At 44.2% G+C, this 13995-nt stretch carries 14 protein-coding genes; 2 read left to right on the top strand and 12 right to left on the bottom strand.

Annotated features, from left to right (window positions below; genetic code table 11):
- Positions 1 to 187: 187 nt before the first annotated feature.
- The 8 genes from PAN94_RS08370 to PAN94_RS08335 all read right to left on the bottom strand — a co-directional run bounded on the left by PAN94_RS08370 (position 188) and on the right by PAN94_RS08335 (position 7407).
- Positions 188 to 976 (bottom strand): NUDIX domain-containing protein, encoded by a 789-nt coding sequence (locus tag PAN94_RS08370; RefSeq protein WP_125383460.1) that lies wholly within the window; start codon positions 974 to 976, stop codon positions 188 to 190.
- A 57-nt stretch (positions 977 to 1033) separates the two neighbouring features.
- Positions 1034 to 1849, bottom strand: a complete 816-nt coding sequence (gene pnuC, locus PAN94_RS08365) for a nicotinamide riboside transporter PnuC (protein WP_005591144.1) — start codon at positions 1847 to 1849, stop codon at positions 1034 to 1036.
- A gap of 21 nt (positions 1850 to 1870) precedes the next feature.
- Positions 1871 to 2929 carry an AAA family ATPase gene (locus tag PAN94_RS08360; protein ID WP_005591145.1) on the bottom strand — a complete coding sequence of 353 codons (1059 nt, stop codon included), beginning with the start codon at positions 2927 to 2929 and terminating at the stop codon, positions 1871 to 1873.
- 178 nt (positions 2930 to 3107) lie between these two features.
- The gene (locus PAN94_RS08355) at positions 3108 to 3509 is read right to left on the bottom strand and encodes a DUF4430 domain-containing protein (protein ID WP_285875473.1); all 402 of its coding nucleotides are present in this window, start codon (positions 3507 to 3509) and stop codon (positions 3108 to 3110) included.
- The gene (locus PAN94_RS08350) at positions 3493 to 3975 is read right to left on the bottom strand and encodes an ECF transporter S component (RefSeq protein ID WP_148887240.1); all 483 of its coding nucleotides are present in this window, start codon (positions 3973 to 3975) and stop codon (positions 3493 to 3495) included. Before PAN94_RS08350 ends, PAN94_RS08355 begins: the two co-directional genes overlap by 17 nt.
- 84 nt (positions 3976 to 4059) lie before the next feature.
- Complete coding sequence (locus PAN94_RS08345; RefSeq protein WP_005591148.1) at positions 4060 to 4500, bottom strand: GNAT family N-acetyltransferase; 441 nt, start codon at positions 4498 to 4500, stop codon at positions 4060 to 4062.
- A gap of 14 nt (positions 4501 to 4514) precedes the next feature.
- Positions 4515 to 6944 (bottom strand): ATP-dependent Clp protease ATP-binding subunit, encoded by a 2430-nt coding sequence (locus PAN94_RS08340; protein ID WP_148887241.1) that lies wholly within the window; start codon positions 6942 to 6944, stop codon positions 4515 to 4517.
- A 4-nt stretch (positions 6945 to 6948) separates the two neighbouring features.
- A complete protein-coding gene (locus PAN94_RS08335; protein WP_148887242.1) occupies positions 6949 to 7407 on the bottom strand; it encodes a CtsR family transcriptional regulator in 459 nt (152 codons plus the stop codon).
- A 288-nt stretch (positions 7408 to 7695) separates the two neighbouring features.
- Here PAN94_RS08335 and PAN94_RS08330 point away from each other — a divergent pair, with 288 nt between their 5' ends.
- Positions 7696 to 8046, top strand: a complete 351-nt coding sequence (locus tag PAN94_RS08330) for a hypothetical protein (RefSeq protein ID WP_062005058.1) — start codon at positions 7696 to 7698, stop codon at positions 8044 to 8046.
- A 266-nt stretch (positions 8047 to 8312) separates the two neighbouring features.
- Positions 8313 to 9185 (top strand): AraC family transcriptional regulator, encoded by an 873-nt coding sequence (locus PAN94_RS08325; protein ID WP_285875468.1) that lies wholly within the window; start codon positions 8313 to 8315, stop codon positions 9183 to 9185.
- A 109-nt stretch (positions 9186 to 9294) separates the two neighbouring features.
- Here PAN94_RS08325 and PAN94_RS08320 read toward each other — a convergent pair whose 3' ends face one another.
- From PAN94_RS08320 to PAN94_RS08305, 4 genes are all read right to left on the bottom strand, one after another.
- Positions 9295 to 11406, bottom strand: a complete 2112-nt coding sequence (locus tag PAN94_RS08320) for an ATP-dependent Clp protease ATP-binding subunit (protein ID WP_285875496.1) — start codon at positions 11404 to 11406, stop codon at positions 9295 to 9297.
- 424 nt (positions 11407 to 11830) lie between these two features.
- The gene (locus tag PAN94_RS08315; protein ID WP_285875467.1) at positions 11831 to 12595 is read right to left on the bottom strand and encodes an amino acid ABC transporter ATP-binding protein; all 765 of its coding nucleotides are present in this window, start codon (positions 12593 to 12595) and stop codon (positions 11831 to 11833) included.
- Positions 12596 to 12607: 12 nt separating this feature from the next.
- Positions 12608 to 13294 carry an amino acid ABC transporter permease gene (locus tag PAN94_RS08310; protein ID WP_285875466.1) on the bottom strand — a complete coding sequence of 229 codons (687 nt, stop codon included), beginning with the start codon at positions 13292 to 13294 and terminating at the stop codon, positions 12608 to 12610.
- A 3-nt stretch (positions 13295 to 13297) separates the two neighbouring features.
- Positions 13298 to 13990, bottom strand: coding sequence for an amino acid ABC transporter permease (locus PAN94_RS08305; protein ID WP_285875465.1), 693 nt, complete (start codon positions 13988 to 13990; stop codon positions 13298 to 13300).
- Between the last annotated feature and the right edge of the window lie 5 nt (positions 13991 to 13995).

The following is a 13995-nucleotide window of genomic DNA, read 5'->3' as shown; positions in this document are numbered from 1 at the left end:
TAACACTTGCAATAAAGTATGTCAACTAGATAAATGGAATTTTTCAAAAATTTTTGAAGCAAATAGCATCCGGAACTTAGGCCTCCTCTCTTCTTCAGCAGATATGTCGCTACTTTTATATTCGTAATAAAAATAAAAAAAGCAGAACATCTTTGTCCTGCAAGTAAACTATATCATCAATTTTCTTTTAATCTGATTTTTCTGTCTTCAGTTTATAAACTTTTCTTGGTTTCTTCTTTGGCACGCGCTTAACGCCAGCCTCTTCCAAATATTCTCCAAATTTTACGAGAAAATTATTGCTGACGATGGGGCGTCTAGGCGTGATGAGATTGACCAACTCAGTCCCTTCATAAACAGTAAACGGCGATTCTAGCAAATGAAGAAAAGTTGGATTCCAGTCCAGTCGCCCCTGAATCCGCTTGATAGACTCCAGCAGGATTTGGTAGTGGTCAAAGGCAAAGTCCTCTGCTGTTAGAAGCCGCTCGCCATCTCTAAAACTCCTTGTCTTAAAGTCCACATTAAGGAAGGTGACTTCCTTAGCATCATCACCAGCCTTGACTTGGTTGATAGCGATTGCCGGCAGATAGACCAGATGGGCAATGGTGATAACCCAACCACGCGGATCGCGTCCTGGAGTGGAAACCGTCATCAGCTGCTCCACCTTTTCCAGCGGTATCTCGAGGTCTACTTCTTCCTTGACCTCCCGAATGCAGGCTTGATAGGCATCCTCATTTTTGTCCACAAAACCTCCGACCAGAGCATATTTATTCTGATAAGGATGGGCCTTGCGCTTAATAACCAAGAGTTTTATCTGGCCTTCCACAAAACAATAAGCCACCATATCTGCTGTTACGCTAGGTGTCTCATACTTGGGCAAATCCTGTGTCTTGTACCATGCTAAAAAGGCGGACTCATCCGCCATTGTTTCGTAATACTCTTTTTCCGACATTCCCGCTGGGATATCCTGTTTGGTCATGAATTTTTCTTCCTTTCCTAAGCTATTTTTTCTATCAAAAATCCTCCAAATCTTGCTCTAAGCTTTCTTCACTGCCTTGGTCCACTGATACCAGCCGACGATACTATTGAGGGTATAGACCCAGTACATGGCCTGGATATGAAGGTTGCTACCCCACCAGAGGTAGATACTGAAGAGATTGGTCGCAATCCAGAAAATCCATTGCTCGCGATAGAGCCCCGTCATGAGAAGCTGGCCGATTCCATTGGTCGCATCTGTCACACTATCGCGGAAAGGCCGGTGACTGTGAATGCTCTTATAAGCAAAGCCCATGCCAATCCAAATCAAGGCAGTCAAGGCCAAATATTTAAGCCAGCCACGCCAGTCTAACTTCTTAGCTTCAAAATGAGAAGGCTCTGTCTTATCTTGTTCATTGACTCGGTTGGACAGCCAAGTATAAAGGCCAATCGGCTGCATGATAAAGAAGTAAACCGTAGTCAGCACTTCTCCATAAAAGCTAGCCTGGAAGGACAAAATGAGATAAATCGCCGAATTAACAGCTCCAAAGAGGTAATTGCTGGCCCGCCCCTCAGCTACTAGGATGACGCAGACGATGCCTGTCCAGGAAGCAAAGAGTCCCAACCAGTCATGCTGCTCCTGCCCACTGGTAAACTCCAGAATGAAGGGCAGACTGGAAAGAGCAATCAAGTAGAGCCATTGAGACAAGCTACGCCCGCCAAATAAATCCTGCCAGAGCAATTTGGCAATACCGCTAAAGCCCTGTTCTTTAGCTGCTGCACAGACATTCTGAAAATTCCGAGCAAAGGTTTGAGATTTTTGTTTTAGTCCTGCGGAGAGAGCTGCAGGTGAGAGTTTTTGATTTTTTACTACCATTCTATTTTACCACTTTCTTTTTTAATCTGCTTGATAAATCATGTCGATCGCTTCTTTAGCCGCCTGATAATTGTCAAAATAACTGCCAGCCAGATAGACCGTCGGAATATGAGCTAAACACTCCTCTTTCAGCCTTTTCAAATAGCTAGAAAAATCACTGCGGATAGCCTCGTCTGCCATGCTCATATCGCGAAAGCCATCGTTGACATAGGCTCCGACCGGCTCAGCAAAGAGAATCAAATCCCATTTTTCCTTAGACAAAATGCTGGCAAAGAGATTGTCAAAGGTATCTGTCTCCTCGTCTTGAACGGGACTTTCTTTCAGATAGTAGTCATAGTAGGCCTTGGTTACTAGCGAATTTGTATCGGCCACGACCAGACCACGGTTTGCGTTGCTGTCAATGAGGCGAGAAGTCTGAGCGTATTGCCCCAGAAGTAGATAATAGTAATCCTTAGGTGTCAACTCATCGTCTCGTACGTTATTTTGAATCTGGTATTCTCGAGCATATTCTAGACTAACTGGAGCATCATAGTAGCGAGCCAAATCCTTAGCCAAGGTCGTTTTACCATTACTGGCGCTACCCATAATCAGCACTTTCTTGGTAAAGTGACGGCGGAAAGGTTGGGCGATATATTTCCAATAAAGGCTAGGATTTTCCCGAATCATCGTAGCTGAAATCCCAAACTGTCGCTCCTCAAAAGAAGTTTTGAAGCCACGCTTTTCCAACTCGGCCTGATAATCAGCCTCTCCGACAAAGAAAATCAGCTCTTCACCTTCTGCATCATAGCCCACCAACTCTAATAAAGTCGACAGCCACTTGTCCCAACCCAGAGGATAGCGGGGAAAAGACGTTTCGTCTAGTTTATAAACCTGAGTCAGTTCATCATCTGCGAAGGTCTCACGAGTATAACGGAATCGCTTCTGCAGAGACAGACCTGCTTCCTCTCCACGGTCTTCCTGATAACCAGAAACCACCACGCGCACCTTGTCGTAAGAACGCTTCGCCTTCTGAATCAAATCGATATGCCCCTGATGCAAGGGAGCAAAGGTTCCAAAGACGATTGCAATTTTTTCTTTCATACGCTTAACCTTTTTATTATATTTTATTATTTCTATGGTTTTATTATAAACTATATTTTTCTTTTGTCAATAGTTTTTTATAAAATTTTATAAAAATATTTTTCAGACACTTTAAAACTGCATTAAGCGCAAAAAAAGAACCTAATGTCTTAAGCATCAGATTCTTTTTCTACAAGATTTATTGCTGATAGACTTCTTGGTAGAATTCCAGCTTGTCTCCATCCTTGAGCGTGATTTGATTGGCACCCTTAGGAGCCATTTCTCCGTTGACCTTAAACATCCAGTAGAGGCCCTTTGCTTCATCCTGAGCATGACCGTCAATCGAAGTGATAAAACCATCTTTTTCTTCGACCTTATAGGCCTTCTTCAAAGCATCCATCGCTGTCTTTCCTTCTGCAACAGCCACCGTTTTCTCGCTCTTCTCCTGACCTTCTGGTGCAATACTGATGCTGATTTTCAGTTCCTTTTTGACGGAAGAAGCAGCAGAACTAGAGTTGGTATCGTTTTTTGTTTGATTATTGCTACAGCCCACTAAAAAGAGAGCAAAGGCAAGCGTAAGTAAACTAAAGATTTTTTTCATGATAAAGTCTCCTTAAAATAAAATACAAAATAGGATAGAAGAGCATCGTGGACCAGGCGTGGGCTAGATTGAAGCCCACTCCCGCTGCCACATAGGTCCACCAAGGCATTTGATAAAGCAAGGCTGTGATACCATCAATCACAAGACCATAGCTAAAGGCTAAAAGCAAGGCCAACATACTCTGGCCAAACAAGCCTAGTCGCCGATACAGTAGGTACCATAGGAAAATAACCACCGTAAAGGATAAGATCTGGAAAAGAACCCATTGTCCCATTCCAAAGAGGAAAGAAGATACAAAGATACTGATAGACATGACTAGAAGAGAGCCCTTCAAGTCCTCAAAATCCACCAAGAGAAAATACAGCGCTGTAATCGGCTTGATATTGGGCAGACCAGCAAAAGCATAACGAAGCACGACGCAGACAGCCGCCAGAAGAGCTATTCGAGCAAGATAACGAAGAGACACAGTTTCTGCCTTTCTAAACGATATTCTTCAGTAGGATAACACGGTTCTGACTAGCCTAGCAAGAATGCTAAGTAAATCAGCTTTTTACGTATCCTGTCGAATCATCTCCGTTAGTCCTTGATCTCGGTAAAGCAGATCATTTCTAACTGAAAATCCCAGCTCCTGCCAAAAACGGTTGCCCAGTTCATTTCTTTCAAAAACGACCAGCGATACTTTATGGATACCAAGTCTTTTCACTGCTGACAAGGCCTGTTCGACCAGAGCTCTGCCTACTCCTTTTCTACGAAAATATGGATGGACAGCTGTATGATAAATGTACGCTCTACGTCCATCTGTGCCAACTAGAATAGCACCTATAAAGCTCTCCCCTTCCAAGGCAACCAGACAGGTCTCAGGATTGCGCTTCAAAAAGCGGGCAATCCCTTCTTCAGAGTCATCTAAGTTATTGAGCCCCATACCAGCGCAAGAGAGCCACAGCTGGTAAACAGAGGCATAATCCTTTTCTGTCATCACACGAATTTCCATTGCACACATCCTCCCTAAGCCATTTCAAATTTGAGTTGGCCACCTTTGACACCAACTTTAAGCGTTTGACCAGCTGCCAAATCTCCAGTCAGGAGCAACTCAGATAGCTTGTCCTCCACCTGCGTCTGCAGGGTACGGCGCAGCGGCCGCGCTCCCATTTCTGGAACGTAACCTTCCTGAGCCAGCAATTTCAGGGCACTAGCTTGGAATTTAAGCACGATGCCTTGCTCTGCCAGACTCCTAATCAACGGTTGCACCATAATCTTGACCACTTCCTGCATATCCTCAGCAGACAGACTGTGGAAGACCACCTTTTCATCAATCCGGTTGATAAATTCAGGCCGGTAGGTCTTCTTCAATTCTTCCAGAATACGTTTTTCCATATTAGCCTGATCAAAGCGGATGTCACGCGCCCCAAAACCAACCGTCTTATCATCCCGCAGGGCTGTTGCCCCCAGATTGCTGGTCATGATAATGATCGTATTGGAGAAGTCCACCTTGCGGCCCTTGCTATCGGTCAGCTGACCATCATCCAAGACCTGCAAGAGGACATTGAAAATATCTGGATGAGCCTTTTCTACCTCGTCAAAGAGAAGAACTGAATATGGACGGTTGCGAACCTTTTCCGTCAATTCGCCGCCTTCCTCATAGCCTACATAGCCTGGAGGCGCCCCGTTAAGACGACTGGCTGCGAATTTCTCCATATATTCACTCATGTCAAAGCGAATCAGGGCGGATTCATCATCAAAGAGAACTTCTGCCAAGGCCTTAGCCAGCTCTGTCTTTCCGACACCCGTTGGCCCTAGGAACATAAAAGAACCAATTGGGCGTTTACCAGTGCGAATGCCCGATTGATTGCGACGAATAGCTCGGCTGACAGCCGAAACTGCTGCATCCTGCCCGATAACTCGCTTGTGTAGTTCTTTTTCCAAGTTGAGATATTTTTTGGCATCTGTCTGAGTTAATTTCTGCACAGGAATACCAGACAAGCGACTGAGAGTCTCTAAGATATCCTCTGCTTCCACTTTCAGCTTGTAAACAGTTGGTTCCTGCTCTTTTGCGAGTAGCTGACCGACTTTTTTCAACTTTCCAGCCATCAAAGCCTGATCCACAGGCGTCAAATCCGACTGTTTATAATTCTGCGGTCCTTTATTCTGCACCGTTGCACTAGCTTCATCCAAAAGGTCAATGGCAGAGTCTGGCAAATGCTTGCTGGTCAGATAGCGATGTGCATACTTGACTGCTGTTTCAATGGCCTGATCACTAATCTGCACCTTGTGATGATTCTCATAGCTCTTTCTCAAACCCTGCAGAATAGCAATGCTGTCGGCCACAGTAGGTTCTTCAATAGTGACCTTGGCAAAACGCCGAGACAGAGCAGCATCTTTTTCGATATGTTTCTGATACTCTTCCTGCGTCGTAGCACCAACTGTCCGCAAGGTTCCCCGAGCCAGAGCAGGTTTCAGGATATTGGCCGCATCCAAGGTCGAATCAATCCCGCTGCCAGAACCCATGATGGTATGCAGCTCATCGATAAAGAGGATGACATGGCCGTCTTCTTCGATGTCATTGATGATATTGTTCATCCGCTCTTCAAAGTCTCCGCGGAAACGAGTCCCAGCGACAACATTCATCAAGTCTAGTTCCAAGACGCGCATCTTGGCAAGTTCTGCTGGAACCTGACCAGCTGCTACGCGTTGAGCCAAACCTAGCGCCAGAGCTGTCTTACCAACCCCCGCATCACCAACTAGCACTGGATTATTCTTTGTCTTGCGGCTGAGGATCTGAATCATCCGAGAAATTTCCTCATCCCGACCGATAACTGGTTCCAGACGACCAGCCCGAGCCAGCTCTGTCAAATCCCGAGTATAGTCTTCCAGACCGCCACTAGTTGAAGGAGGCATACCCATCATATTTGCCATGGTTTGCTTGGCAGAGGCCGTGTTTTTATTTAGCGAGCGGATCGATTTGATTTCCTCTCTGCCCCAGCCAGCACGCTGCTCTAAAACCTTTCGTAAATCACTGAACCGAGGGGCTGAACTCTTATCATCATAGCCGAAACCTGCAGCTTCTAGCACACGAGCTGCCAAGATCCCACGATCAAATAGTATGGCTAGGAGAAGATGTTCTGTCCCTAGGCTTTTAGCGTGGACGGCTTCCGCAATCTGCCCTGCTTGAGTAAAGAGCTCCTCCAAACGGTGAGAGAAAGGCAATAAGTCAAAACCGCCTTGTTTTTGATACTCTTTTCCAGTAATGTCAAAGGCTGCTTCTTCCAGTTTATCCACTTCAATAGGGAATTCATTTAGAGCCGAGCCTGCAACGCTGTAGGGATTATTAGCTAGAGCCATCAGCATCTGCCACGATTCTAAATAATCTGTAGCAAAATGACCAGCTAAAAGCTGAGCCGCTTCTAAGCTTTCTACTAAAGCTTTTGAATAGTTCATATTCTTAATTTCCTTTTCTATCTAATTGCTGCAAAATTTTCCGTAACATTCTGGCTCGAATCCTCGGAGCCTCTGCCCCCAAGACAGCATCGCTGGCACTAGCCAGAAGCAGATCTCCCTCACGCTGACTGATAATTTTTTCATCAAAGAGCCACTGCAAAATATCTGAAAAAACTGGCTGGCTGAGCGACTCACCGACATTGGTCAACAAATCCGACAACATCTGGTGCCGATCGGAAAATTCAATCTTACCAATCCTGATATAGCCCCCGCCACCGCGCTTGCTTTCGACGATATAACCCCGACTCTCCGTAAAGCGTGTCTTAATCACATAATTGATCTGACTCGGAACCACCTGAAAAACATTAGCTAACTCACTGCGCTTCAGCTCGACCATACCCGCCTGCGCTAAAATTGTTTTGATATATTCTTCTATACTATCCGAGGTATTTTTGATGCCCATGATATACCTTTCTATCTGTTATATCTAAAAATAAGCATTCAAGTCTTCTCTAACATTGACTATCTTTGACTATTATACCGAAAAAATCTATTTTTTGAAAGAAAAAGAAGTCTCAGAAAGCTTGAAAATATCTGATAATTCAGAGTAATGAAAAAGATTGATAGACTGAGTAAATACGATTGTAATCGCTTGCTTTTTACTTTTAAAGACTTATAATAAAGGTGTGAAAATGTGGTGTTTACACCATCAACCGTATCCAAACAATCATCATCAAAAGGAGGTTTTCCAATGAAAATAAATTGGCTCAACTATACCCATCATGTACTTAGCTGCCTGTTTGTCACTCTGAGTATCTTGACAATTTTTTCTGCCGAGTATGTCGTTTTCCCAACGAGCCTTCTTCTAGGCTGTCTCCTCATTCCTCTGCTCTTTGAGCAGCATTTATTCAGTCGCCGAATGACTTGGAGCCTTAGCATCTTCTTTGCCATTCTTGCCTTTGCCCTTCTCTTTATCATCAAAACCAATCATATCTCCCTTAGCTATCCAGCAACAACCCTTCTTCTTTTTGTACTAGCAAGCCTGAGTTTTTCAAACTCCTTTATCCTTCACAAACATAAAGAACAAAAGGCCGCTAGATAAAGCTATCCAATAAAAAGTGTGGAAGCAACATGAGCTCGAAAGAGCCATGGATTCCACACTTTTCTTATTCTATAAGGAGCTGGATGGTAGCCAAAAATTCTTAAATGATTCGCCCACGCTGCCAGCCTAAACTAGACTTTCAGAAAATTTCCTTCTCTTTATTTTCCTACTTTCATTTTCTTTTTAATTATATTATAATATTTAGAAAACACATTTTCTAATCTAATTACTTTAAAAAATGATAGTATTCTACGAAGGAGGGCGCTATGATGAATTTGGACCAATTGCACAAAACTACTGAATATAAGAATCAAGGGACCCCCTATTCTCTGACGCGGACCATTACGGAAAACGGACAGCCTGACATCCTTTTCCACTGGCACACAGATGTTGAAATCATTTACGTCCACGAAGGAAGTGCCCAATTTCATATCGACGATCATTATTTTAACAGTCACAAGGGCGATATTGTCCTGATTCGTCCCAATGCCCTCCACTCCATTCATCCGATTGAGCAGCAGCGCCACTACATGGATGCCATTAACTTTCACTTGGACTTAATGGGCTATTCGGCCATGGACCATGCTAGTATCCACTACTTACAGCCTCTCTACAATGGTCAACTGGACTTTGTCCATGTCATCAAGCCGACTGATCAAGCCTATGAGGAAATTCGTCAATGCCTACTGACCACTATGGAAACGGGTTATTTCCAAAAGAAATACTATGAATTTCAGCTCAAGGCCCAGCTCAATCAGCTCTTCTACTTGCTCTTTGAGAACGACTATATCGTTTCTAAGGAGCTATCTGCCGAGGGCTACCGCAAGGAAGAGAAAATTCGGTCTATCATCGACTATATCAATGAGCATTATCAGGAAGAACTCTCTATTGATCAGCTGTCTGGTATTTGCGGCTACAGTCCTACGCACTTCATGAATTTCTTCAAAAAACATCTGGGTGTTTCTTGCATTGAATATCTGATTCAATTCCGCCTGCGCAAGGCTGCCGAGCTCCTCCAGCACTCTACTCTGTCGGTTCTAGAAATCTCCAACCAGTCTGGTTTTAATAACCTTTCTAATTTCAACCGGCAATTTAAAAAATACTATCAAATGACACCCAGTCAGTATCGAAGAAAATAAGGAAATCTCCAGTCAGCTGATTGGAGATTTTTTATCTGAACTTGATTAATAAAAAAACGAACAGACTAAATATCTGTTCGTTTTACGAAATTATAAGATTGATAGGTATTTATTCTGCTGATTTTTCACGGATCACCAAAGTTCCATCTTCCAAATCGGCCGTCAAGTGCTTAGCATCTAGATTATCCAAGTGGAAGTCGGTCACCTTGTCACGAATTTGCTGCTCGATGACACGGCGGAGCGGACGAACGCCCATGACTTGGTCATAACCAGCATCACGTAGGAATTCCTTAGCTGCATCAGATACAGCCAGATCAATTTCCTTCTTGCTCAAAGTTTGATTTACTTCAACCAGCATGAGATTCACAATTTCCATCAGGTCTTCTTTCTTGAGATGAGAGAACTCAATCACCGCATTGAAACGATTGAGGAATTCTGGACGGAAATAAGCTTTGAGTCGATCCATCAGCTCAGGCTTTTCTGCATCCTCTTCCAGACCTGCTTCATAGCCAAAGCCTGCATTGGAAGTCGCGATAATAACCGTGTTCTTGAAGTTGACTGTATTTCCTTGTCCATCTGTCAAGCGACCATCATCCAGAACTTGAAGAAGAAGGGTAATCACCTGTGGATCCGCCTTTTCAATTTCATCCAAGAGAATGATAGAGTATGGATTGCGGCGCACGCGCTCGGTCAGAGTGTTGTTGTTATCATCATAGCCGACATAACCAGCAGTGGTACCAATCAGCTTGGAAACAGCGGTGCGGTCAGAGTATTCAGACATATCCAGACGGATAATAGCCTCTTTAGTACCAAACATATCCAAAGCTAGTTGCTTAGCAAGCTCAGTCTTACCAACACCTGTAGGACCAACAAAGAGGAAACTACCAATTGGGCGATTACCTTCGTCAAAACCTGCACGGTTACGGCGGATAGCTCTAGCCACAGCTTCTACAGCCTTGTCTTGGCCGATCACCTTGGCTTTGAGACGGTCATTCATGCCCTTGAGGCGCTCAATGTCGCTAGCGCCCATTTGAGATACAGGCACACCCGTCATCCGTTCAACAGATTCTGCCACATCATTGACTGTCGCCGTTACCTTCATATCCTCAGTGTGATTTTGAATTTTCTTTTCCAGCTCTTCAATGCGAGTCTTGGCATTCAGAGCTGCTTCATAATCTTCTTTTTCAACAGCTGTTTCCTGCTTAGCCTTCTGCTCAGCAATCTCATGCTCAACCGCATGGACATCAGTTACTGGATGCTGGGCTGCCAAGTGGGCAGCAGTCACATCGACCAGATCAATCGCCTTGTCTGGTAGGCTCCGTTGTGGAATATACTGAACTGAGTAGTCCACAGCCGCTTTCAATACTTCATCTGGCAGGATGACATTGTGGTGTTTTTCGTACAAGTCCCGGATACCTCGAAGAATCTGATAGGTATCTTCGGCAGACGGTGCATTGACCTTGACTTCATTGAAACGACGAGCCAAAGCTGCATTTTTAAGGATAGTATTGCGATACTCGTCCTGAGTGGTAGCCCCGATAACGGTCAGCTCACCACGAGAAAGCGCTGGCTTAAGAATATCCGCCAAGCCCTTAGAACCGCTATCTCCTCCTGTGCTTCCTGCTCCTAAGATTTGATGGATTTCATCAAAGAAGAGGATAACATTGCCGGCTTCCTTGACTTCATTGACTAAGTTTTGGATATTTTCTTCAAAGCTACCACGATATTGGGTACCAGCTTCCAGACCGGAAATATCAACAGAAATAATTTCCTTGTTCTTGATAGCCGCTGGCACATCACCATTAACGATAGCCTGAGCCAAACCTTCTACGACAGCTGTCTTACCAACTCCGGCATCTCCAACCAGAACCGGATTATTCTTAGTCCGACGAGAAAGGATTTCTGCAGTTTCTTGGATTTCCTTATTGCGCCCAATAACCGGATCTAACTTACCATCACGCGCTTCCTGAGTCAGATTGCGACCTAGCTTAGCTAGAATTCCATCTTGCTTAGGCCCATGCGCTCCAGCTTGCAAATCCTGTTCGCTGGCCATTTGACCAGGGAGCTTACCAGTAGCACGATACTGAGCAAACTCTTCCGGTGTGACCTCTCTACCATTGATCAAGTAGCGACGGTGTTCGCTGTTGTAGCCACCCATGCGCCCCATGAGTTGGTTGAAAAGGTCGTCCATATTGTTAAAATTGTTGTAATTGTTGTTCATCATTTTTCCTCACTTTTTATACGTTTTTATATCATTTGCTAAAGTCTCAGATAAGAAATCTCTTTCTTACTTACTATACATTTATGTTCATATCGGAGATCTTCTCCTATCTATTATTTTACATAACTTATTCTATTTCCAAAAATTAAGACTCCTTCAGTATCTTGTTTTATGGATGAGTTGGATCTATTTCAGAAGAATATGATGTTACATAATTTTTAATCCTCCCAAAAATAATCGCCTATTGGCTATATCCTCATCTTCTGAATAAATTCTGTGTAAACTTTTTGTTTACAGTTGTAATTATACATCCTTTTTTACCCCTTGTCAATAGGTTTTAATAAAAAATTTACATAATTTTTTAAAAGTCAAAAAACTTCCCCCACATAGAAATGTGAAGAAAGCTTCTCTATTTTGATACAAGTTAAATCATATACTCCACACTATAGCTGGCATCCGACAGAATGCGGGACAGAAACTGCTTAGTTCGCTCTTCTTTGGGACTGCTGAAGAATTCCTGAGGAGGATTTTCTTCGACGATATGACCTCCGTCCATAAAGATGACATGGTTGGCCACATCACGAGCAAAGCTCATCTCGTGGGTCACAACGACCATGGTCACTCCCTCCTGAGCCAGCTGTTTCATGACGCTGAGAACTTCACCGACCAGTTCCGGATCTAGAGCCGAAGTTGGTTCATCCAGCAGGATGACATCTGGCTTGACAGCAATGGCACGGGCAATTCCAATCCGCTGCTGCTGGCCGCCTGATAGCTGCGAAGGATAATAGTTCTTGTAGGCTAAGAGGCCCACGCGCTTCAAGGACTCTTCCGCAATCTCAAGCGCTTCTTCCCTCGGTATCTTACGAGCGATCACTAAGCCCTCTAAGATATTTTCAAGGGCCGTTTTATTGGCAAAGAGATTATAATGCTGGAAGACAAAGGCCGTCTTTCTGCGTATTTCCAAAATCTCCTTTTTGCTAAGTTTGGCCAAATCATAGTCCTTACCAGCCAAAGTCAGCTGGCCGCCATCCGCCTTTTCTAAGTGATTCAGACAGCGCAGAAATGTTGTTTTCCCAGAGCCTGAGGGTCCCAGAATAACCACAACGTCACCTTGATTGACCTTGAGACTGACATCTGCCAGCACCTGGTGCTCTCCAAATCGTTTGGAGATATGTTTTACTTCTAACATAATCTTTCCTTCCTAAGCAAGAGCGTAGCGCTTTTCCAAGCCCCTAAACATCCACTGAATCAAGCCACAGATAATGAGATAAATAACAAAAATCACTAAGTAAGACTCTGAATACTGATATGAATGAGAGGCTTCAACCTTGGCCAAAGCAGTAATATCTTTCACTGTCATGACAAATACCAGTGAGGTCCCCTTGACTAGATTGATAACCAGATTGGCCAGATTGGGCAGGGCAGAGCGCAATGCCTGAGGAAAAACAATCCTCCGATAAGCTTGAAAATTCGTTAACCCAATCGCCTGAGCCGCCTCCAACTGTCCTTTATCTACTGTCAAAATAGCAGAGCGCAAGATTTCCGATAAACTGCCTGTCGTCATCAGACTATAAATGATGAAAGCATAGTAAAGCGGATTGAACTTAAAGACATCTACCTGACTGCCTAGACTTTTGAAAAATTGATTCAGCAAGCTAGGAAATAGACTGTAGAAAAAGAGGATAAGTAAAATGGGCGGCGTCGCCCGAATGAAGGCCAGATAAACCACCGAAAAGGTTCGCACACCTCGAACTTTATAAATCTGACCTAGAGCTAAGAGAAGGGCTGGAATAAAGCTGAGCAGAATAGCCACTACCATAATGATCAGGGTTACCGGTATGCCTTTCAAAGTAACCAGAAAGGTTTTTACAATATAATTCAAATCCATGCTTTACCTCTCCTTGACTGTCAGACTTTTTTCCAGAAGCTGGGAAGCCAGCGAAACCACTAGAGCAATCCCCCAGTAAATCAAGGCCACCGCTGTATAGGTTTCGAGGGAATAATTGCCCAGATTCCGGCTGATGAGATTTTGTCCCGCTCCCATGACATCAACTGCCCCAATCGTATAGGCCAGCGCAGCATCCCGCATGAGATTAAGAAAGGCGGTAGTCAAATTGGGCAGGGCAATACGAAAAGCTTGTGGCAGAATGATGCGCAGAAATGTCTGCACGGGTGTCAAACCAATACTGAGACCCGCCTCGGTCTGTCCCTTGGGAACAGCTAGATAGGCTGCCTTGAAGACTTCTGCAATCATGGCCGCAAAGAGCAGAATCATGGTAATAATGACAAATACGGTCCGTGACCAATTGTTGATATCCAGTCCCAACCACCATTTTAAAAACTCTGGAATGCCATAGAAGACCAAGAAGAGCAAGACAATAGGCGGTGTACACCTAAGGATAAATATATATCCTCTAGCTAGACCAGCAAAAGTCGGCTCCTCCGCAATCTGAGCCCAGGCCAACAGGCCACCTAGCAAGGATCCAACCAAAACCGTCACGAACATAATCCATAAAGTAGTCGGCAAGGCCTGTAACAAACCAGGCAGTAGGACAAAAACACGGGACAAATCATAAGCGACCATACGGT

Source organism: Streptococcus sp. SC1, assembly GCF_030272855.1.
In the GTDB taxonomy this organism is placed as follows: domain Bacteria; phylum Bacillota; class Bacilli; order Lactobacillales; family Streptococcaceae; genus Streptococcus.
This window is presented reverse-complemented; position numbering and strand designations above follow the sequence as displayed.